Origin of the sequence: Microbulbifer sp. CAU 1566 (assembly GCF_023156515.1) — a bacterium.
Classification (GTDB): Bacteria; Pseudomonadota; Gammaproteobacteria; order Pseudomonadales; family Cellvibrionaceae; genus Microbulbifer.
This window is the reverse complement of record NZ_JALNMG010000003.1, coordinates 106,200-126,262: the sequence shown is the minus strand read 5'-3', so window position 1 is coordinate 126,262 and position 20,063 is coordinate 106,200. Positions and strand designations below refer to the sequence as shown.

The 20,063-nt window shown below is 57.1% G+C and carries 18 protein-coding genes; 12 read left to right on the top strand and 6 right to left on the bottom strand.

What is annotated here, in order from left to right:
- Positions 1 to 52 precede the first annotated feature (52 nt).
- Together M0G74_RS08930 and M0G74_RS08925 are read left to right on the top strand one after the other, a co-directional pair.
- On the top strand, positions 53 to 727 hold the full coding sequence (locus M0G74_RS08930; protein WP_248216265.1) for a carbonic anhydrase: 675 nt from the start codon (positions 53 to 55) through the stop codon (positions 725 to 727).
- 91 nt (positions 728 to 818) lie between these two features.
- A complete protein-coding gene (locus M0G74_RS08925; RefSeq protein ID WP_248216264.1) occupies positions 819 to 2,456 on the top strand; it encodes a SulP family inorganic anion transporter in 1,638 nt (545 codons plus the stop codon).
- 192 nt (positions 2,457 to 2,648) lie between these two features.
- Here M0G74_RS08925 and M0G74_RS08920 read toward each other — a convergent pair whose 3' ends face one another.
- The 3 genes from M0G74_RS08920 to M0G74_RS08910 are packed head-to-tail and all read right to left on the bottom strand — an operon-like array spanning position 2,649 to position 5,153.
- Complete coding sequence (locus M0G74_RS08920) at positions 2,649 to 3,836, bottom strand: saccharopine dehydrogenase NADP-binding domain-containing protein (RefSeq protein WP_248216263.1); 1,188 nt, start codon at positions 3,834 to 3,836, stop codon at positions 2,649 to 2,651.
- A gap of 48 nt (positions 3,837 to 3,884) precedes the next feature.
- On the bottom strand, positions 3,885 to 4,613 hold the full coding sequence (locus M0G74_RS08915) for a UDP-2,3-diacylglucosamine diphosphatase (RefSeq protein ID WP_248216262.1): 729 nt from the start codon (positions 4,611 to 4,613) through the stop codon (positions 3,885 to 3,887).
- Between the two features lie 30 nt (positions 4,614 to 4,643).
- Positions 4,644 to 5,153 carry a peptidylprolyl isomerase gene (locus tag M0G74_RS08910; RefSeq protein ID WP_160153856.1) on the bottom strand — a complete coding sequence of 170 codons (510 nt, stop codon included), beginning with the start codon at positions 5,151 to 5,153 and terminating at the stop codon, positions 4,644 to 4,646.
- Between the two features lie 165 nt (positions 5,154 to 5,318).
- Between M0G74_RS08910 and M0G74_RS08905 the strand changes: the two genes are divergently transcribed.
- The 10 genes from M0G74_RS08905 to M0G74_RS08860 all read left to right on the top strand — a co-directional run bounded on the left by M0G74_RS08905 (position 5,319) and on the right by M0G74_RS08860 (position 17,160).
- Positions 5,319 to 6,992 (top strand): glutamine--tRNA ligase/YqeY domain fusion protein, encoded by a 1,674-nt coding sequence (locus tag M0G74_RS08905; protein WP_248216261.1) that lies wholly within the window; start codon positions 5,319 to 5,321, stop codon positions 6,990 to 6,992.
- Positions 6,993 to 7,111: 119 nt separating this feature from the next.
- Complete coding sequence (gene cysS, locus M0G74_RS08900; protein ID WP_248216260.1) at positions 7,112 to 8,485, top strand: cysteine--tRNA ligase; 1,374 nt, start codon at positions 7,112 to 7,114, stop codon at positions 8,483 to 8,485.
- Positions 8,486 to 8,537: 52 nt separating this feature from the next.
- Entirely contained in the window at positions 8,538 to 8,726 is a 189-nt protein-coding gene (locus tag M0G74_RS08895) for a DUF3012 domain-containing protein (protein WP_248216259.1), read from the top strand.
- Between the two features lie 26 nt (positions 8,727 to 8,752).
- The gene (locus tag M0G74_RS08890; RefSeq protein WP_248216258.1) at positions 8,753 to 10,189 is read left to right on the top strand and encodes a Wadjet anti-phage system protein JetA family protein; all 1,437 of its coding nucleotides are present in this window, start codon (positions 8,753 to 8,755) and stop codon (positions 10,187 to 10,189) included.
- Positions 10,190 to 10,196: 7 nt separating this feature from the next.
- Complete coding sequence (locus tag M0G74_RS08885) at positions 10,197 to 10,919, top strand: DUF4194 domain-containing protein (protein WP_248216257.1); 723 nt, start codon at positions 10,197 to 10,199, stop codon at positions 10,917 to 10,919.
- 58 nt (positions 10,920 to 10,977) lie between these two features.
- Complete coding sequence (locus M0G74_RS08880; RefSeq protein ID WP_248216256.1) at positions 10,978 to 14,604, top strand: SbcC/MukB-like Walker B domain-containing protein; 3,627 nt, start codon at positions 10,978 to 10,980, stop codon at positions 14,602 to 14,604.
- 158 nt (positions 14,605 to 14,762) lie between these two features.
- Positions 14,763 to 15,203 carry a hypothetical protein gene (locus tag M0G74_RS08875; RefSeq protein WP_248216255.1) on the top strand — a complete coding sequence of 147 codons (441 nt, stop codon included), beginning with the start codon at positions 14,763 to 14,765 and terminating at the stop codon, positions 15,201 to 15,203.
- 167 nt (positions 15,204 to 15,370) lie between these two features.
- Complete coding sequence (locus M0G74_RS08870) at positions 15,371 to 15,835, top strand: GAF domain-containing protein (RefSeq protein ID WP_248216254.1); 465 nt, start codon at positions 15,371 to 15,373, stop codon at positions 15,833 to 15,835.
- Positions 15,836 to 15,880: 45 nt separating this feature from the next.
- The gene (locus M0G74_RS08865) at positions 15,881 to 16,627 is read left to right on the top strand and encodes a class I SAM-dependent methyltransferase (RefSeq protein WP_248216253.1); all 747 of its coding nucleotides are present in this window, start codon (positions 15,881 to 15,883) and stop codon (positions 16,625 to 16,627) included.
- A gap of 77 nt (positions 16,628 to 16,704) precedes the next feature.
- Positions 16,705 to 17,160, top strand: a complete 456-nt coding sequence (locus M0G74_RS08860) for a hypothetical protein (protein WP_160153846.1) — start codon at positions 16,705 to 16,707, stop codon at positions 17,158 to 17,160.
- Positions 17,161 to 17,213: 53 nt separating this feature from the next.
- Here M0G74_RS08860 and M0G74_RS08855 read toward each other — a convergent pair whose 3' ends face one another.
- From M0G74_RS08855 to folD, 3 genes are read right to left on the bottom strand one after another with little or no spacing between them, the layout of a single operon-like run.
- Complete coding sequence (locus M0G74_RS08855; protein ID WP_248216252.1) at positions 17,214 to 18,296, bottom strand: methyltransferase; 1,083 nt, start codon at positions 18,294 to 18,296, stop codon at positions 17,214 to 17,216.
- 27 nt (positions 18,297 to 18,323) lie between these two features.
- Positions 18,324 to 19,046 (bottom strand): 16S rRNA pseudouridine(516) synthase RsuA, encoded by a 723-nt coding sequence (rsuA, locus tag M0G74_RS08850; RefSeq protein ID WP_248216251.1) that lies wholly within the window; start codon positions 19,044 to 19,046, stop codon positions 18,324 to 18,326.
- On the bottom strand, positions 19,039 to 19,884 hold the full coding sequence (gene folD / locus M0G74_RS08845; RefSeq protein ID WP_160153844.1) for a bifunctional methylenetetrahydrofolate dehydrogenase/methenyltetrahydrofolate cyclohydrolase FolD: 846 nt from the start codon (positions 19,882 to 19,884) through the stop codon (positions 19,039 to 19,041). Before folD ends, rsuA begins: the two co-directional genes overlap by 8 nt.
- Between the last annotated feature and the right edge of the window lie 179 nt (positions 19,885 to 20,063).

The window sequence follows — 20,063 nt, the reverse complement described above, 5'->3', positions numbered from 1 at the left end:
ATAATGGATTCGAACCTGATTGCCCAGTTTTGTTATTCAGTAAGGAGTTTTCATGGAACATGTAATTTCTGGCGTAGCGAAGTTTCAGAAGGAAGTCTTCCCGTCAAAGCAGGAGCGTTTTTCTAAGCTGGCGGATGGCCAGAATCCCGAAGTCTTGTTCATCACCTGTGCGGACTCCCGTATTGACCCGAACCTGGTAACCCAGACCGAGCCGGGTGAACTGTTTATCTGCCGTAACGCCGGCAATGTCGTTCCTCCCCACAGCAGCCAGACGGGTGGCATGACGGCATCGATCGAATTTGCCGTGGCGGCACTGGGTGTGTCCCATATCGTGGTTTGTGGTCACACCGATTGCGGTGCCATGAAGGGCGCGATTGCGCCGGAAAAACTGGAAACCCTGCCGCACGTGAAGGAGTGGCTGGGCCACTGCCGTTCTGCCACGGAAGTGGTGCGCGGTCGTCACGGTGATCTGTGTACTGATCACCTGGACGAAGTAACCACGGAAAACGTCATTCAGCAGCTGCAACACCTGCGTACCCACCCTGCGGTAGCCAACGGTATCGCCAATGGTGGAATCACCCTGCATGGCTGGGTGTACAACATCGGTAGTGGTGAGGTGTTGTGCTTCGACGAAGAGACTCGCGAATTCAAGCCGATGGAAGAGCGTTACCGCTCCCTGTTCGGTGAGTTGCCAGAAGCGGTAACCGGTGGAGCTTGTGGCGCCTGAGGCGCCAAAACTCTGTCGCGCGATATTTTATCGCCTGGATTGGTAGCGTTTTTGCAGGGAAGTTGAGTAGTTTCAAGAAGGTTTAGCTGTCATGAAGTTTGATTTAACCAATTTGCGCGGCGACATCACCGGCGGTATTACCGCCGGTGTTGTTGCGCTGCCCCTGGCGTTAGCCCTGGGCGTGGCCTCGGGTCTCGGCCCTATGGCGGGTATGTATGGTGCAATTGCCGTGGGCTTTTTTGCCGCGCTGTTTGGCGGTACCGGCCCGCAGATTTCCGGGCCAACCGGTCCGATGGTGGTGGTGCTGGCGGGGCTGTTTGCCAGTCTGTCCGGCGATGCTTCCCTGATTTTTACCGCGGTGATTCTGGCGGGGGCCCTGCAGGTCGCCTTTGGCGTGCTTGGGGTCGGCCACTATATCCGGCTGGTACCTTACCCGGTGATCTCCGGTTTTATGACCGGTATCGGTGTGATCATTATTATCCTGCAGTTGAACCCGTTGCTGGGGCATGCCTCCCCTAGTGGGACTCTTGGTGCCTTGGGTAATGTGCCCGAGGCGCTGTCGGATATTCACCCTGCCAACCTGCTGTTGGGCCTCGCCACGTTGGCGATGGTTTACCTGTGGCCGGCAAAATGGGGGCGCTTTGTACCCGCGCCGCTGGCTGCGCTGGTGGTGGGTACCGTCGTTGCCTTCTTTGCGCTGAACGTACCTGTTCTCGGCAGTATTCCCACCGGTTTGCCGGAACTCCATATGCCCGTTTTTGGTGGTGACCAGATGATGTTGGTTGTCGAGGCCGCCATTATCCTGGCTGTTTTGGGGTCGCTGGATAGTCTGCTGACCTCGCTCGTAGCGGACAACATGACGCGCACCCGGCACCACAGTAATAAAGAGCTGATCGGGCAGGGTATTGGTAATGCCGCGGCGGGCTTCATCGGTGGTATTGCCGGTGCCGGCGCCACCATGCGGACTGTGGTCAATATCCGTTCGGGTGGCCAGACCCGCATTTCCGGCATGGTGCACTCGCTGGTGCTGCTGGCGGTAGCGCTGGGGCTAGGACCTTTGGCCGAAAATATTCCTCAGGCAGTACTGGCCGGTATTCTGGTGAAAGTCGGTCTCGACATCATTGACTGGAAATACCTGAAGCGAGCCCACCAGGGTCCTCGCTGGGACCTGTTGCTGATGGTGCTGGTGCTGGGGATGACCGTATTTGTCGACCTCATTACTGCAGTAGGTGTTGGTGTGGTGCTGGCAGCCCTGGCTTACGTGAAGCAGGTGGCAAGCCTGCAGATCGAGCGTCTGCGCAACCTGCCTGAGCATCTCGACAGTGAAGAAGACAAGGCAATTTTGCAGCGCAATCGCGACCGTATCGCGCTGTTTGAGTTCAGCGGGCCTCTGAGCTTCGGCGCTGCGGCCGATCTCGGTCACCACGTCCGCGAGCAGAGTGCGTCAGGCTCCAAGGTGTTGATCCTGGACTTCTCTGCAATGCCGTTCCTGGACCTGTCGGCTGCCATGGCGGTGGAAACCATTGCCTCCGATGCTCGGGATAGTGGCAAGCAGCTATTCCTCGCAGGGATGAATGAAGAGGTGGAAAAGGTGCTCAAGGGCCTGAACGGACGCGTGCCAGCCAATAGCAGCTTCGCGGATCGGAGTGAGGCGCTTAAGGCGGCTGAGGCGGCACTGCAAGTACCGGCTTCAGGAGCCACTGGCGGCCTGTCAGCTGCTGCCAGCTAACCGGTCCTTGTCATAATACGGCGCTGAATATTAAGTGGTGCCGTAAAACCCGTGCCAGGGTTGTTATCAGAGATGGTGACACCTAGAGCGCAGTAAAAATGCCGCGAGGAGTTCTGTAGAGCACTCCTCGCGGCATTTTTTATTGGGTTTGATTTTTGGGCATGGTTTTGGGGTGTGGGTTTTGGGTATGGTCTATTCGATCCCGCTGACGCTGCTCACTACCGCTCGCGGTGCCAGTTCTTCAAGAATGTCTTCCAGATCTATCAGTGTCCAACAGGGGCGGGCGCCGGGGGCGCGATAGTGACCCCGCACTATTTTTCTCGCCATGGCCGCGGCAGGCGCCGCCGGTATCCAGGGGCCGTCACCATTCAGTCCCAGAATCTCCCAGCGTAAGCGATATGCCCCCTGGGTTTTCGCTCTCTCACCGGTCGCTTCACTTTCCTCAGTTTTGAATCCGGTGATGTCCAGTTGTATGCCGCCGTGGTCACTGCCACCTGGCCAGTGTGCAGCCAGCCAATGGCCGATACGGGCCATCAGCGGGCGTGGGGCGGGGAAATAAGCGGGCAAATCCAGTCGCGCCAATCGGGCGCATAGCGCCAGTCCAAACTGGAGGGGGGCTGGCTGTACTCCGGTACCGAAGCGCAAGTCCTGAACCTGAGGCAGCAGCTCAGGGATCAGGTGCAAGTCCGGGACCTCAAAGTTGCACACCCAGCGAGGTCCGACCGGGTGGCCGATCTCGACCTTCCGGAGTTCATCGCCCACGTATGTGCTCATGGGTGCGCCGTTGCGGGGGGTACCGAACTTTTGGCCCAGGGATTCCAGTCCGGAGCGCACGGTGGCCAGTCCGCGGCGAATTCGGTGCGCGGGTGCGATACTGATCTCGATACTGTGAATTTTTGAAAAACTGGGGCTGAGGGCGGCGATGACTGCCGAACTGAGGGCGGGCAGGGTGCTCGCACCGCTGATTACGCTGCAGTTGGCCGCGCGAGCGGCGGCGTCCAGTTCGCGGATGCCACACACAAGGTCGGCACTGTCGGCGATATCGAGGTAGTGAATGCCGTTCTCGATACAGGCATTGGCCACATGGAAGCTCTGCGCCTTAAATGGGCCGGCGCAGTGAATCAGTAAAAGCAGGTTGAGGCCGCGCAGCTGTGCTGCCAGATTGATCGAGTCGTGCTCTAGTCGCAACCCTTCGATATTGGCATCGGGATATTGTTGTTGCAGGCGGTTGGCGAGGAGTTCGGCTTTGAAGCGGTCATGGCCGCCAATAAGGATCTGGATATCGGGTTCAGTGGCGAGCATTTCGGCAACGCGGCTGCCAAATTCCCCGTATCCACCGAGTATCAATACCCGTTTGTGCAGCGTTTTCAATGGTGACAAATGGCTGGCTCCTGATCCCTGGCGCGCTGATGGTCAATTCGCTTTGGGCTAGTCTGCCGTGGGCCAGTGGATCAGTTCAAGTCCATTTTTTTCGGCGCGGATACACCAGCCCTGGTCGCCCCAGTCTCCCAGCACGATGCGCTCGGCGGCCTGGCCGTCGATGGTCAGCGGGTGGCGGGCAGGGCGGTGGGTGTGGCCGTGAATCAGGGTGTGGACCTGATGCTTGCGCATTTCCCCCATCACTTCGTCCGGCGTCACATCCATGATGTCTTCCGCCTTGCGGCTATTCATGGATTTGGAGACGGCGCGAATCTGGGCGGCGATCTGGCGGCGCTCTTCCAGGGGCTTGGCAAGCAGCGCCTGCTGCCATTGCGGGTTGCGTGCCTGTTGCCGGAAGGCCATGTATTCCTGGTCCAGCGTACACAGGCTGTCGCCGTGCATCAGCAGGACCGGACTGTCGGCCAGCTCGACCAGGCTTGGATCCGGGAGCAGGGTGGCTCCGCAGCGTTGGGCGTAGTCTTCGCCCAGTAGAAAGTCCCGGTTGCCGTGCATCAGGTAGAGGGCGGTCCCCTTGTCGCTGTATTGGCGGAGTTGGCGCGCAACTTCGTCAGCCAGGGGGGCATCGTCGTCATCGCCGATCCATACTTCGAAAAAGTCGCCGAGGATGTACAGGGCTTCGGCATTGGCCGCCTCACCCTTGAGGAACGCAAAAAAGGCCCGGGTTATGTCCGGGCGGGTTTCGTCCAGGTGCAGGTCTGAAATCAGGTAGGTCGCCACTGGTTACTTTGCTCCGCCCGTTCGGCCCGATTACTTGTCTGCGTAGGCGTCAGAAACGGATACGCCAGTGATTTCAATGGTTTCGGTCGGTACGTCCTGGTGGAAGCCGTTGCTGCCGGTGGCAACTTCCTTGATCTTGTTGACTACGTCCATGCCTTCGACGACTTTGCCGAAAACGCAGTAGCCCCAACCTTGCGCATCCTTGGAGCGGAAGTTCAGGAAGTCGTTGTCGTTCACGTTGATGAAAAATTGGGCAGTGGCGGAGTGCGGATCCATGGTGCGGGCCATGGCCAGGGTGCCGGTGTCGTTTTTGAGGCCGTTGTCGGCTTCGTTTTCTACCGGGTCACGGGTCGCTTTTTGATCCATGTTCGGGGTCATGCCGCCGCCCTGGATCATGAAGTTGTTGATTACCCGGTGAAAGATGGTGCCGGTATAGAAGTCGTCGCGGCAGTATTGCAGGAAGTTGGCGGCGGACTTGGGCGCCTTGTCAAAATCCAGTTCAATGTTGATATCGCCGTAAGTGGTGTGCAAAGTGATCATAAAATGTCCTTTCCGGGGTCGGTTTGGGGCGGCATGATACTCTGTTCACAGACCGACGCAAACCGCACCGGCTCGCGACATAGAAGCAATGAAAACCCCATGCGGCGGCAGTCATCTGCGTTATAATCCGCCGCTTACTTCGAGTAGTTGATTTTAGAGAAAGCTATGACATCCGAGAGCAAGCCCGCTCACTTTTTACAGAATATCATCCGCGAAGATCTGACCGAGGGCCGTGTCAGTCAGCTGACCACCCGTTTTCCGCCAGAGCCCAACGGCTACCTGCATATCGGTCACGCCAAGTCTATCTGCCTGAATTTTGGCCTGGCCAAGGAGTTTGGCGGTCAGTGCAACCTGCGCTTTGATGACACCAACCCGGCAAAAGAAGAAGAGGAATACGTAGACGCGATCAAGCGTGACGTCTCCTGGCTGGGCTTCGAGTGGGCTGGGGATGTCAAATACACCTCGGATTATTTCGACCAGCTGCACCAGTGGGCCATCTACCTGATTGAGCAGGGCAAGGCGTATGTCTGCGACCTGTCCCCGGATGAGGCGCGCGCGCACCGCGGCACCTTGAAAGAGCCGGGCAAAAATAGCCCCTACCGTGACCGCTCTGTGGCTGAGAACCTGGATCTGTTTACCCGCATGACTGCTGGTGAATTTGATGAGGGCAGCTGCAGCCTGCGCGCCAAGATTGATATGGCGGCGCCGAATATCAATTTGCGCGACCCGATCATCTACCGCATCAAGAAAATTGCTCACCACCAGACCGGTGATAAATGGTGCGTGTATCCGAGTTACGACTTTGCTCACGGTCAATCCGATGCGCTGGAAGGGATCAGCCACTCCATCTGTACCCTGGAGTTTGAAGACCACAAGCCGCTGTACGATTGGTTTATTGAAAACCTGCCGGTACCGGCGCGCCCGCGCCAGTACGAATTTGCGCGTCTGCACCTGAACTACACGGTCGTGTCCAAGCGCAAGCTGAAGCAGCTGGTGGACGAAGGCTTTGTGGATGGCTGGGACGACCCCCGCATGCCGACCATTTCAGGCCTGCGTCGCCGTGGTGTTACACCTGCAGCGATCCGTCAGTTTTGCGAGATGATCGGGGTAACCCGCGCCGATTCCACGGTGGATGTGGGAATGCTGGAATATGCTATCCGCGACGACCTGGACAAGAATGCCCCCCGCGCCATGTGCGTGATGGAGCCGCTCAAGGTCACCCTGACCAACTACCCGGAAGGTCAGCAGGAAATGTTGAGTGCTCCCGGTCACCCGGTGCGCGACGACCTGCCCGCGCGGGAGCTGCCGTTCACCCGCACGGTGTACATCGAGCAGGAAGACTTCCGCGAGGAAGCGAACAAGAAATACAAGCGCCTGGTACTGGGCAAAAAAGTGCGTCTGCGCAATGCCTATGTGATTCAGGCCGATGAAGTCATCAAAAACGATGCCGGCGATATTGTCGAGATCCTGTGTTCCGTGGATCTGGATACCCTGGGCAAAGACCCCGCTGACGGCGTCAAGCCAAAAGGCGTAATCCACTGGGTGTCTGCGGACAACAATGTAGACTGCGAGGTGCGCCTGTACGATCGCCTGTTTAATGACGAGTCACCGGATGTAGGCGACAAGAATTTCCTCGAGTCGGTAAACCCGGACAACCTCCAGATTCTTTCGGGTTGTAAAGCCGAGATCGGCCTGGCCGAAGCCCAGCCGGAAAAGGGCTACCAGTTCGAACGCAACGGTTATTTTTGTCGCGACAGTAAGTTCGGCACCCCGGAAAAGCCCGTGTTCAACCGCACCATCGGCCTGCGGGATTCCTGGGCGAAAGAACAGAACAAGTAGTTTCGGGACAAGTTAGCTGGAACCTTCGCAAATAAGTTAGCGAGATAAGTCGCAACTTCCCAAGGTGGGTAGGCGCAGCCTACCCACCGGATCACTACCAGAATAGATAGCGGAAAGAGATGTCTCTCAAGCTCCATAACACCTTCTCCGGTGAAAAAGAAATCTTCACACCCCTGCAGGAAAACCGTGTGCGCATGTACGTGTGCGGCCCCACGGTCTACAACCGTGTGCATATCGGCAACGCGCGCCCGGTGGTTGTCTTCGATACCCTTTATCGGGTACTGAAGACGCTATACAGCGATGTGGTCTATGCGCGCAATATCACCGATATTGACGACAAGATCATGAAGGCGGCGCGGGAAAACGGCGAGGAAATTGCCGCACTCAGCGCGCGCTTCGCGCAGGCCTATGTGGAGGATATGCAGGCGCTTAACAACCTGCAGCCGGACGTCACTCCCTATGCCACCGAGCACCTGCCGGAAATGATCGCCATGATCGAAAGTCTGGTGGAAAAAGGGCATGCGTATGCAGCGGAAGGGCATGTGCTCTTCGCCGTGGAATCCATGGACGGCTATGGCCAGCTTTCCAAGCGTTCCCTGGACGATATGCTTGCCGGCGCACGGGTAGAGGTCGCGCCTTACAAGAAGTATGCCGGTGATTTCGTGCTCTGGAAGCCGTCTTCCGATGAAGAGCCCGGCTGGGATAGCCCCTGGGGCCGCGGCCGTCCGGGCTGGCACCTGGAATGTTCGGCAATGATCAAAAAGCACCTCGGGGATACCATTGATATCCACGGTGGTGGTCGCGACCTGACCTTCCCGCACCACGAAAATGAGCGCGCACAAAGCTGCTGCGCTAATGGCGTGGATTTTGTGCGCTACTGGATGCACAACGGTTACGTAAACATCGATGGCGAGAAGATGTCCAAATCCCTGGGCAACTTTCGTATGGTGAACGACCTGCTGACGCAATACCCCGGTGAGGTGCTGCGTTTTGCACTGCTGTCGGCCCACTATCGCTCGGAACTGAATTTCAGCGCAGATCTGCTGGACCAGGCCTGGCGCACCCTGGATGGCCTCTACGGCGCCTTGCGTGAGAGCCAGTCAGTGGAACCCGCAACGGCAGATTTGACTGGCTCTGCATTTTTGGCTGCGCTGCACGATGACCTGAACACGCCCATCGCAATCAGTGAGTTGCACCAGCTGGCCAAGGAACTGAACAAAGCAGAAAGTGCAGATCAGGCGCTACTCAAAGGGCAGCTGCTTGCTGCGGGTGCGTTGCTGGGTATCCTGCAGCAGGACCCGGAAGCCTGGTTCAAGCAATCCCGGGGCGGGGACGAAATCAGTGAGTCGGAGATCGAGGCCCTGATTGCCGAGCGTCAGCAGAGTAAAAAGGATAAGAACTACGGCCGTGCCGATGAGATTCGGCAGGAATTGAAAGCCAAAGGCGTAGTACTGGAAGACAGCCGCGAAGGCACCAAGTGGCGCAGGGAGTAATCCCTCGCCGCCACTGCCAATAAACATCGACAAAATATCAGCGGATAACAACATGAAAAATTTACTGGCCATTCTTACTGCCACTATCGCCGTCCTGACCCTTACTGCCTGTGAACCCAAGCGCGGATCTGACGCCTGGTGCAAGAAAATGGACGGAATTCCCAAGGGGGAGTGGAGCTTCAATGACGCTGGTGATTACACCAAATACTGTGTGCTGAACCAGAAGCCTGAAGACAAGTAAGCGTCAGCTCCAAGGAAAACTGCCCGTTGTTTTTTGCAGATTCCTATCAGCACTTTTTCCGACCGCTCACCGGTAAGTACCGGGAGCAGGTAGTGGAATGCTTGCGCCTGTTGTATGAGCGGCTGTATACCGCCAAGGCCGACTACGGCGAGTCGCTGACGCGCGAGCAGATCCTGGAGACCTTTGCCGAAGCGCTCACCCGCGCCCCGCAGCTGGACAGCGACGGTGGCGCCGAGCCGGAAGGGCGCTTCCGCAATTTGCGCGAGCAATCCGTTTGGGTACTCAATATCCTGGTTGAGTTTGGCTGGCTTGAAAAGTTGGTCGACAGCGCTACCTTGACGGTTTCCTATCCCTTCAGTCGCCGTGGCCGTCTGCTCACCCAGCCGATGGTGGAGCTGAATAGCACCCGCGTGCGCACTCGACACCGCAATACCCGCAATACCCTCAATGCGCTGGAAGCCTTTGCCAGCCGCGGTGAAGTCTATGACCTGATCGATGCCTGGGAGTATTCCGAGCGTATCGTGGCGGATTTCACCGATATGATCGCCGAGCTGGAAGAGCGCAAGCGTGAACTGGTGCGGGAAGTGGAGGCGCAGATCCTGATTCAGCAGGCCACGGATGAATTCTTCTCGTTCATGGAAAGCCGTTTCCAACCGGATCTGGCCATTCGTCTCTCTGCCGATAGCGTAGAGAAGCACCGCGATAGTATCACTCGGGTTATTACCCTGATCCGCCGCAAAGACAACGCAAAGAAAGCGGAGTGGGAGCGACGCCTGCGGCAGCAATTGCCAGAGCTGCACGTGGAAACGCAGTCCATTCTCTGGTTGATGCTGGACACCATAGAAGATCGCATGCGCCGCGCCTGTGAAGTCAAACTGCCTGCATTACGCCACGCGCTGCACGGTTTCACCAAACGCGCGGAAATTATCATCCGCCAGCTGAGCTACCTGCAAAGTACCAGTGAGGGAGCTTTTACGGATCTCTGCAAAGATCTGGGTGAATCACCACAGCGAGACCAATTGCTGTCAGCACTTGGCGATCAACTTTCCGCATTCCAGCTGCGGTTGTTTGACCCGCGCCAGGCGGTGTTGTGGCAGCGCAATCGCCGTCAGCCGGTGAACACGCTGGTTGAGGATGATGTCCCCATGACCGACGACGGCCAGCGGGAGGTGGTGTTGCAGCAGCTGCTGGATCAGGCGTTCAATTTCAATAGTAGCGATTTACGCAATTATCTGGCGACGGCCCTTGGCCGTGGCCAACGGGTAAACAGCCGCGACCTGCCATTGCGGGATGCCCGTGATCTGTTGGCCATGAGTCACGCCCTGGAAGCGGCCGCCGTGTCACAGGATGGCAGCGGGCCTTTTGTGCAGGTGACGTTCACCGGTGAGAAGGCCAGCAATGACTATTTTGCAGAATTTGATGAGTACTCCCTTGAGTTAAAAGGGGAGCAAAAAGAAGAGTGAACAGGTCGTGATTGAACAGGCTCTCGAAGAAGCCCTGGCCCAGTGCCGGGTGACCCGCAGCGAGTTTTCGGAATTGCTGGTGCGGCTGTTGGATTACGGGGTGATCTGCCGCGATGAAAGCAATGTGGAAACCCTGCTCTACGACCGCTTTCAGCGCTGTGAGGCGCTGATCCGGGAGTGGTTGGCGCCTCTCGGGCTGCGCCTGCAGCACGATAGCCGCTTCCAGTTCATCCGTGTCTATCCGCCGGGGGCAGAAGTGCCCGGAATGCCGGACCAGGAAGAACCCCATCACGGCGGCTTCCGTGCGCGCCTCAGTCAGCAGGAAGTGGCGGCAATTCTGGTACTGCGTGTTGAATACGACAAGTCTCTGCGGGAAGGGCAGGTAGACGACCAGGGCTGTGTAGCTTTGACCCTGGAAGCACTGGAGCTGGGTTTGCGCAACCTGCTGAAAATGTCACTGCCCGACAAACTCGCAGAACGTAAGCAATTGTTGAAAAAACTGCGGCAGTTGCGCCTGATCCAGTTCAATGGTGAAGACAGCGAAGCGGTGGCAGAGACTCTGCTGCGGGTGCGGCCCACTATCGCGCAGTTCGTTAGTGAGTCTGCACTGCAGCAATTGCTGGATACGCCGGAAACATCCGGCGTTGGCCAAGACAGTGCGGCGGCAGCGGAAAGAATCACCCCGGCCAGTGAAGATCACAGCCTGTTCGCTGCAGAATCCGAGTCCTGAGGTGCAAGCCCGGGGCAAGACAGTATAAATACACCTATTTCTCGAGCGCACGAAACGTATGTTTCTGAAGAAACTCATCCTGATCAATTGGGGCAATATTCCACAGCTGGAATACGACTTTGGCCCCATCAACCTGTTTTCCGGTGGTAATGGCTCGGGTAAAACCACGGCGGCAGATGCGATTCAGACGCTGATGACCGCAGCCCACGACACCCTGTTCACCTTCAACCCCGGTCAGGACGAAACCACACAGCGCGGTCGCGGCGGTAAACAAGTACGTACGCTGGCCTCTTATGTACTCGGTTGTGACGATGGCAGCTACGCCCGCCTGCAGCCGACGGACTGCTATATTACTGGCAATTTTTATCCCACCGAGGGCGAGGATGGTGAGCCGTTTACCGCCATCATGGCCATCCGCGCCCATCTGGATACCAGCACCAAGCCTGCGCAGGCGCGCCAGGACAGCCTCAAGTTTTTCCTGATTCCTGGCGAGCAGCTGGCGCTGGGCGACTTCGTCAAGGAATATAAAGATGGCAAACATCTGTTGCCATTGGACAAGTTTTACAGTGTCGTCAGCAAGCAGTTCGAGAAGGTCGAGCAGTACGATAAAAAGAAAGCCTACCTGCGACGTCTCTACGGCGCCCTGCGGGGGCGCAAAGATGCGGTTCCAGACCGCGAGGCGACCCATGCGGCGCGCACGTTTGCCAATTTCATGGCGTACAAGCCGGTAAAAAGCATCAACGATTTTGTTGCACAGGAAGTGCTGGAAAAACGCGACCTGGGCGAGGCCATTCGCTCTGTTTCCGAACTGATGAAAACCATTCACGGAATGGAGCAGGAGGCGCGCGAAATCGTTGACCGGGTAGATGCACTGCAACGCATCGCGGAAACCGCTGACCTGTACAGCGAGCAGTGGCGTCAATTGCGTGTGCAGGAGTACCTGCAGGCCAAGCACCAGCAGCTGCGTGTACAGAAAGCCTACCTGGAAGGCAAAAATCGCCAGAAAGATACCCGCGCAGAACTGGAGCGCACCGCGCAAGAAATTCAGCAGTCGGAACACCGCACCCGAAGTTTGAGTGAGCAGTTGGTAGCAGTGCAGGCTCAGCGCCAGGGGATCGCTGCGCTGCGCAGCAAAGATGAACTGGATGAGAAGATTACCGCAGCAAACCGGAGTCTTTCATCCCTGGCAGCGCCGCTGGCAGCGCAGCAGCAGTTGTTCGCAGCGAACCAGTCTGCCGCCAGCGATTTGCTGTCACTATTGGCGAGTACTTCGGTTTCCCTGGAGATCCCCGCTTTTAGTGATGGCGGATTGCTGAAGTCGCTCAAAGCCGTAGGGCGGGGTGACGACCTGCCGCAGCTCGAGGGCTTACTGGGTAAGGACTGGATCGATCTTTCTGCCCAGGAGTCGGTACGCGATCAGGTAGTTGCCGCAGAGACCCTGCAAAACCGTCTGGTGCAGCAGTTGACTGCGGCGGATGCCGGTGAGGTCACCTTGCGTGACCAGGTCAATGAGCTGGTGTCTCGCGGTGAGTTGAAAGTGCAGCAGTTACAAAAGCAGCTGCACGGGCAGGAATCCCGGATTCACCATTTGCAATCCAATCGCGTCCGCTATCCGCAATATGTAGACCAGGCGCTGGCTGCAATCCGCGAGCAGTGCCCGCAAGCTGAGCCGCAGGTGCTGTGTGATTTTGTCGAAGTGCTGGATGAGCGCTGGCAGATGGCGGTCGAAGGTTACCTCGGCGGGGCGCGTTTCTCGATCATCGTTGACCCGGATTACGAGGCAGAAGCCATTAGCATTGTGCGGGCCATGCCCGGACGAAGTAACCGTGCCCGCGTAATCCAGGGCGACAAGGCCAGGCGCGATGCCGAGCGTATGGAAGCGCCGAAGCAATCCATCATTGATTTGATGTCCTTCAGTCACAAAACCGCCGAGTATTACCTGCGCGCCTCATACGGCACTGTGCTGCAGGTGCGTGATGCCCAGGAGCTGCGCAGTACCCGGCGTGGCTTGACCGCCGAAGGCTTGGCGAGCGGCAATTACAGTATGTGGCGCTGTGACGTGGATGACAGCGAACTGGTATTTGGGCAGGGTGCCCGCGCCAGAGCGCTGGCAGCACAAGAGAAGGCGTTGCGTCGCCTGCTGACGGAGGCCGCCCAGGTCAATGAGCAGCAACAGCAGTTGCGCCAGCTCGCACACGCGGTGCGCAGCTTTACTGCATTGCAATTACTGGAATCCGTGGATGCGGCGCTGAATGCCCTGCGCCAGCGACGTAATGCGGAACAGGCTCTCGGCAACCTGGATCTGGACGACGGTCTGGAGCTGGAGCAACAGGCCAATGCGTTACATGAAAAGCTGGAAGCGGAACGGCAGCAGGGCGCCAGCCTGCAGAAGCTGGCGGGCAAGCTGGAAACCAATCTCGATAATATTGGCAAGCAATTGCATGCACTCGCCGCGCAGCTCGATCAGCTGGATGAATCGCTGTCCGACTGTGAGGCCGGGGTGCAACGAATTGTGCAGATTGCCCCCGATTTTGATGCGGAAGCCACTCTGCAGCAGGCCGATGACCAGGCGGCTCAGGCGGGGGACGGGTTCGACTTCTCTCAGGATATCGCCGAGTGGCAGGGGCTGTTACAGAAATACAGTCATCAGCTATTGAAAGGGGTGATGGACTACAACAGTAGCTGCAGCACCGGGGATACCCTCGCATTCGACCCGGACTTTGCCAGCGGCCACAGTGAAGGGCAGTTCAAGCTGGTCTGCCAGTTGGTGGATCAAGTGACGGCATTGCGCAATCGCCTCAAGAACAATCTGCTGGTGGATCGCCACGATCAACTGTTGGGCTTGAAGAAATCCTTCAATACCACTTTCGTTACTCACCTGTGCCACGCGATCTATCAGTCGATCAACGACGGTAAGCGGGTGCTGGACGACCTGAACCAGGAGTTGGAGCACCATCGCTTTGGTGCTGACCGCGAGCGTTTCCGCTTCGATTACCGCTGGGTTCCTGAATTCAAGGAATACTGGAGCTTCTTCAAAGCAGTGATCGAATTGCCGAATCTGGGGGAAGAGCAGAGCCTGTTTGATGCGGATCTTTCGGCCAAGCATCAGCAGGTGCGTGACAAGCTATTGGCGATGTTACTGAGTGAAGATGAGCAGCTTGCCCGTCGAGAGCTGGATCGCATCAGTGACTACCGCAACTATCGCAATTACGAAATCTACAAAGAGCCTCAAGGCAAAGAGCCGATTGCCCTCAGTCAGTACGGTACTGGCTCCGGTGGCCAGCTGGAAACGCCAGCCTATATCATCCGCTCCGCTGCGGTTACCTCGGCCTTTCGCTTTAACGATGGCAACAGTCACCTGAAAATGGTGCTGGTAGACGAGGCTTTCTCGAAAATGGATGAATCCCGCTCCCGGGAGGTGATCCGTTACCTGACCGAGACCCTTGGGCTGCAGCTGCTGTTTATCATGCCCAGCAGCAAATCCGGTCCTTTTATGGACCTGATTTCCAACCAGTTCGTATTCAGCAAATGCCCGGCAGCAAAGCCGATTGGTGAGCTGAATACCCGGGTATACGTCGACCGTAAAGTCTGTAACCAGGAAAAGATTGCCAAACTCTGGGCCAATCACCGCCGGACAATTCGCCAGCAGGCGAGCCTGGAGTTTCTCGACCTGGTGGATGAATAGACTCCCTGAATCGTTAAGCGATCGATTTGGATGATAGTGGGTCTTCTGGTCACTTTTTGAGCTTGAATTTTACGCGCCAGTTCGCGGAAGATATCCCCTGTTCCGGTAATATTCCTCGGGTTATTTCAATATGACTCGCATAAGCAGGGGAGGCTTGGATGCGTCAGTTTTCGATTTTGTTGGTCTTCGTGGTGGCCTTTGGGGGCGCTGCAGTGCTGTATGAGCAGGAAAGTCGCAAGGTGAAGGGCGTTTTGTCCCAGATCACCGATTTACAGGCCAAAGTGGGGGATATGCAGGCGGAGATCAACCGTCTGAATGGCGAGCTGGAGGCGGTCAAATTGGCCGAGCGTCGCCGCCCTAACCTGAACAGTATTGCCAGCCGTGTGCTGAAAAATGAACCTGCGGCGCCGGTTTCCAGACCAGCGCCGACGGCGCAGCAGCGTGGACTGATGGCCAGTGACGTCACGGCTGCTGCCCCGGCGATTCGCGGCCGCGGTGAACCGGAAGAAGAGGGGGAGTGGTCCAAGCCGACGGTGGATGCCGAGGTATACCAGTCGCAATCGGGCAGCGGTGAATCTGTGACGGATCCGTATCAATAGTGCAATCGCCATCGTTCCCTCGCTGAACTTCTCATACAGTTCTCGATACCGTTATCGTTACAATAGAGCCCGCTTTCCATAGCGGGCTTTTGATTTTGGGGCTGGCGGTTTGCCGATACACTGATTTACCGCAGAATTAGCGGAAAATTTCCGGACGTGGAATTTTTATGACGACAACAGCATTTTACGACTCTCTTTGTGCACAACTGGCCGGACTTTTGACTGGCGAGCGCGATTGGCTGGCGAATACCGCAAATGCCAGTGCGCTGCTGTTTATGGAGCTGCCAGACATAAACTGGGCCGGCTTTTATTTTCTACACGGCCAGGAACTCACCCTGGGACCGTTTCAGGGGAAGCCCGCGTGCACGCGGATTGCCGTCGGTGCCGGGGTTTGTGGTACCGCGGTTGAAACTGGGCAGTCGCAGTTGGTGGAAGATGTACATCAGTTCCCGGGGCATATCGCCTGCGACGCGGTTTCCGCTTCGGAAGTGGTTGTGCCGCTATACCATGGCGAGCGCTGTATTGGTGTATTGGATATCGATAGCCCCTCTGTGGCGCGGTTCACGGAGCAGGACCTGGCTGGTATTGAGGCGTTCGCCAATGTCCTGTTGCAGCATTCAGATTTGCCATAGGGTAGGGGGTAAATACTTGGGATTCAGGAAAGTTGGGGCACAGGGATGGCGCTGGTTTGGGAAAAGCAGGTAGGGGGTAACCGGTACCAGGTTCGCAAACATGGGGCCAGTGTCCGGCTTTACAGCAATGGTGTTTTCCATTCCCAGTGGAACCCGAGAGACCCACTGAAAGGTTCCCTTTGGGAGTTATTGTTACTCCCCGCGTTTTTTCTCCCTGAGAAACAGATACAGCGGGTATTGCTACTCGGAGTGGGCGGTGGTGCGCTGATCCGGTTACTGCAAAAATTTGTCCAGCCTGAATCTATCGTTGGGGTGGATATCGACCCGGTACATCTGACGGTAGCCCGCCGATATTTTGGTGTTCAGGGTGTCGAGTTGGTTTGTGCGGATGCCCGGGAATTTATCGCGGGGCTGGATAGCAGAAATACGAGTGCGCCCTTTGACTTGATCGTCGATGACCTGTTTGGTCATAGCAACGGTGAGGTGGCGCGCGCGTTTGAGGCGGACGGTTACTGGTGTAGTAAGTTGCTGCGTCAGCTTTCCCCGGCTGGCGCAGTGGTCAGCAATTTTGTCAGCCGCCGTGAACTCCTCGCCAGTGGCTGGCGTCAGGCGGCAATTCGAGAACACCTCCAGGGTGCTTGGACTGCGCAGTCGCCGCTCTACGATAACTGTATCGGTGTCTTCAGCCGTGTACCGCTCGATAAGTCAAATCTTCTCACCCAGGCTCCGGCGGCCATAAATCCCAATAATCCCTTTCGAAAGCTGGATTCCCAACTGCGTGCTCTGCAGTGAGCGGGCAGGTTGATTGGCGGGTGAATGATCCTTGTGACTATACTGGGTTTAGGCAGTTGTTTTCCCGGGATCAATTGATGCGATACAAGACCTTGGAAGATGTGATTCAGGAGGGGAGGGAGTTTCACCTGAAGCTGAGCCGGCAGTACGAAGAGTTCGAGGTGTTGTCCGCCAATGAGCGGGCGTGCCTGTTGCTGGACCAGTTAAAGCGGCGGGAAGTTTCCATGATGCATACGCTGGAGAACTTCCGAGAGGATATTGGTGATGGGGCTTTGCATACCTGGGTGCAGTTCGCACCGGAGGGGCGTGAGCCCGAGTTTCTGCAGCGGTTGCGCAATATCGACGTCAGCGATGTGGAAGCGATTGGCCAGCTGGCCATGGACATAGAGATCTACCTGGCGGATCAGTATCGGGACTTGCTGCTGGGAGCCGATACGCCGTCGGCCAAGCATGCACTGGAGCGATTGCTGGAGCTTGAGCAATTGGAGGAGCACACGCTCTCCATGAACCTGTTCAACCTGCGAGATTACTGAGTATTCGTCTGCGATTCTTTTCGAGGGTTATTTGTCGAATTGCAATCGCTGCTTCAGCTTTTTGTCAGGCGGTAGACACAGAAGCCTTTTTCTTTATTCAGTAGTTCTGCGCTTTGGAAGATACCCTGTGCCTTCTTGCCGAGGGGAATAAATTCATTGACCACGAAAAGCGCGATACCCTGCGGGCGTAGAATACGCGCTGCCTGTTTGAGGAATCGGTCGGTGAGATCGCCCTCCACCTGGAACCCCTGATGAAAAGGTGGGTTGCAGATCAATAGATCGGCGCTGCGACTTTCGATCGTAGAGCCGGCATCGCCTGCTACTACCTCACCTTGAATTCCCAGTACCTGGAAATTTCTCTGGCAAGCCTGTATCGCTGCGGCATTATTGTCTGTGGCCTGAATGGTTATTGCCTGCGCTGTCGGCAATTGCTGTGCAAGCTGCGTTGAGAGATATCCGTAGCCGCAGCCTAGGTCTACCACTCGCGCATTGGCGCTGGGGTGGTGTTCTGCAAAATGTGTGGCCAGCAGGGCGCTGCCCGTATCGATTTTGTTCCAGCCAAATAATCCCGGTTTTGAATAGAGTCCACCCAAACTGTCCAGTGGGCGCAGCAGCGGGTAGTCGCTGTCGTCCAGCCGCTGGCCAGTTTGGGGCTGCACCTTGCTGATGCTCAGATAATCGCTGCCGTGCTTCTGTAACTGTTTGCTTGCACCAAACCGCTGGGCAGCTTTCTGTGCGTAGGTTTTGATTCCGCTGTTCTTGCTGCCAATCAGCAACAGCTCACCGCCGGGCTGCAGGAAATCCGGGGCGCAATTGATGATGTGGTGCACCGCGGCCTTTTCTTTGGAAACCGGGTACAGGATTCGGGAGAAGCGTCCCTCGCCCTCGCCCTCGACCTCGACCTCGAGGGCGGCGCTCTCTGCGGCACTCTCAAGGTTAAAGTCACTGAAGCTGGCGCGGATGCCGATGCTTGCTGCTGCTTGCACTATATCCCAGCGGTTGCTGATCAGCCTGCCGGGAAATGGCTGGCTGCTGCTAGCCGCGTTGTCGACCAGCAGTGCCTTACTGTTTTCATCGGCAATCCACAGCGCGTTCTCGCCGCACTCGTGCAGTAATTGTGAAAGTAGGGCAAGCATAGGCTCAGCAGGTGTTACCAGAGTGAGTTAAGGGGAGTCTGTTCCGATACCGGCAATTTCTTCAGTGCTCAGCGGACGATAGTCCCCTTCGAGAAGGTCTTCTTCCAGCACGATGTTGCCAATACGTTCGCGGTGGAGTTCCAGCACTTTGTTACCAAGGGCGGCAAACATCCGTTTTACCTGGTGGTAGCGGCCTTCACTGATGGTAATGCGCACTTCATTGCGGAACAGGATTTCCAGCTGCGCAGGCTTGGTGCGCTTTTTCTCATTATTGAGCCAGATCCCCTTTTCAAACTTTTCGATCGCGCCGTCTTCTATCGGATCCGCCAGCAGGGCGTAATAGGTTTTTGCGCAGTGGTGTTTGGGGGAAGTAATCCGGTGGGACCACTGGCCGTCATCAGTGATCAGCACCAGTCCCGTCGTATCGATATCCAGGCGCCCGGCTATATGCAGCTTGTGTTTGTTCGGCTCGTCCAGCAGGTCGAGCACGGTCGGGTGCTCGCCGTCTTTGGTGGCGCAAACGTAGCCGAGGGGCTTGTTGAGGATAAAGTATCGCGGACCGGCCTCGGTGAGTAGATCGCCGTCCAGACAGAGTTCGTCGGTCTCACGGACCTTGGTCGAGGGATCGGTCACCGCCACACCGTTGACGGTGATCCGCTCCTGTTTGGCTGCCCGCTTTACTTCTGCCCGGGAGAGGTCTGTGACCTGGCTGATCGCCTTGTCGAGACGCAGGGTCTTACCGTCAGCCAATCTTCTTTTCGCCTGAGTCGACAGATTGATAGATCAGGGTATTGATGGTCATGGGGCCAACGCCACCGGGAACCGGCGTGTACGCGGCAGCGCGATCCACCAGAGGGCCCAGTTCGATATCGCCTACGCCACCGGGGTGGTAGCCAGCATCTACCACAACAGCGCCGTCTTTGATCCAGTCCGCCTTGATGAACTCCGGGCGACCAACGGCGCCGACCAGAATATCGGCGCGGCTGATGTGATCCGCAAGGTCTTTGGTGCGGGAGTGACAGATGGTCACAGTGGCATTGGCATTCAGCAGCATCGCCGCCATCGGCTTGCCGAGGATGGGGCTGCGGCCGACGACCACGGCGTGTTTGCCAGACAGTTCGATGTTGTAGGCCTCCAGCAGGCGCATGATGCCCTTCGGAGTGGCGCAGCCGTACGCCTCTTCACCCATGGCCATGCGGCCAAAGCCCAGGCAGGTCACGCCGTCCACATCTTTTTCCAGGGCGATGGCGTCAAAGCAGGCGCGCTCATCGATCTGCTCGGGAACCGGGTGCTGCAGCAGGATGCCGTGCACATTCGGGTTGCTGTTCAGCTCTTCGATCTTCGCCAGTAACTGTTCGGTAGTAGTAGAGGAGGGGAGTTCCACCTGCATTGAGTCCATACCGATGCGGCGGCAGGCGTTGCCCTTCATCTTTACATAAGTGGCAGAGGCGGGATCGTCACCGACGAGAATAGTGGCGAGGATCGGGGTCTGGCCGCCACTCTTCTCTTTTAGTGCGGTGACGCGGGCAGACAGTTCTTCTTCGGTTTTCTGAGCAAGAGCCTTGCCATCCAGAACCAGTGCAGACATAGGAGTTTCTCAACTTGAACAAGGAGTGCGGCGCAGGCGCGCACTCAAGGCGTAGTAGTCAACTTCGGCGCTAACGTCGGTACTGAGGGGTGTATCAGTACCCAGCGCTGGCGTTGGTTGAAGGTTGGTTAAAATTAGTAGCTTAATAAAGGGGCGGCATTTTCGCACAAGCTGCGAAT

Bases quoted from the DNA above. Each gene is read 5' to 3' on its own strand.
- folD (WP_160153844.1), bottom strand. From the start codon at position 19,884: ATGTCTGCACTGGTTCTGGATGGCAAGGCTCTTGCTCAGAAAACCGAA.
- cysS (WP_248216260.1), top strand. From the start codon at position 7,112: ATGTCTCTCAAGCTCCATAACACCTTCTCCGGTGAAAAAGAAATCTTC.
- M0G74_RS08910 (WP_160153856.1), bottom strand. From the start codon at position 5,153: ATGATCACTTTGCACACCACTTACGGCGATATCAACATTGAACTGGAT.
- M0G74_RS08895 (WP_248216259.1), top strand. From the start codon at position 8,538: ATGAAAAATTTACTGGCCATTCTTACTGCCACTATCGCCGTCCTGACC.
- M0G74_RS08880 (WP_248216256.1), top strand. From the start codon at position 10,978: ATGTTTCTGAAGAAACTCATCCTGATCAATTGGGGCAATATTCCACAG.
- M0G74_RS08860 (WP_160153846.1), top strand. From the start codon at position 16,705: ATGCGATACAAGACCTTGGAAGATGTGATTCAGGAGGGGAGGGAGTTT.
- M0G74_RS08925 (WP_248216264.1), top strand. From the start codon at position 819: ATGAAGTTTGATTTAACCAATTTGCGCGGCGACATCACCGGCGGTATT.
- M0G74_RS08870 (WP_248216254.1), top strand. From the start codon at position 15,371: ATGACGACAACAGCATTTTACGACTCTCTTTGTGCACAACTGGCCGGA.
- M0G74_RS08855 (WP_248216252.1), bottom strand. From the start codon at position 18,296: ATGCTTGCCCTACTTTCACAATTACTGCACGAGTGCGGCGAGAACGCG.
- M0G74_RS08865 (WP_248216253.1), top strand. From the start codon at position 15,881: ATGGCGCTGGTTTGGGAAAAGCAGGTAGGGGGTAACCGGTACCAGGTT.
- M0G74_RS08930 (WP_248216265.1), top strand. From the start codon at position 53: ATGGAACATGTAATTTCTGGCGTAGCGAAGTTTCAGAAGGAAGTCTTC.
- M0G74_RS08905 (WP_248216261.1), top strand. From the start codon at position 5,319: ATGACATCCGAGAGCAAGCCCGCTCACTTTTTACAGAATATCATCCGC.
- M0G74_RS08875 (WP_248216255.1), top strand. From the start codon at position 14,763: ATGCGTCAGTTTTCGATTTTGTTGGTCTTCGTGGTGGCCTTTGGGGGC.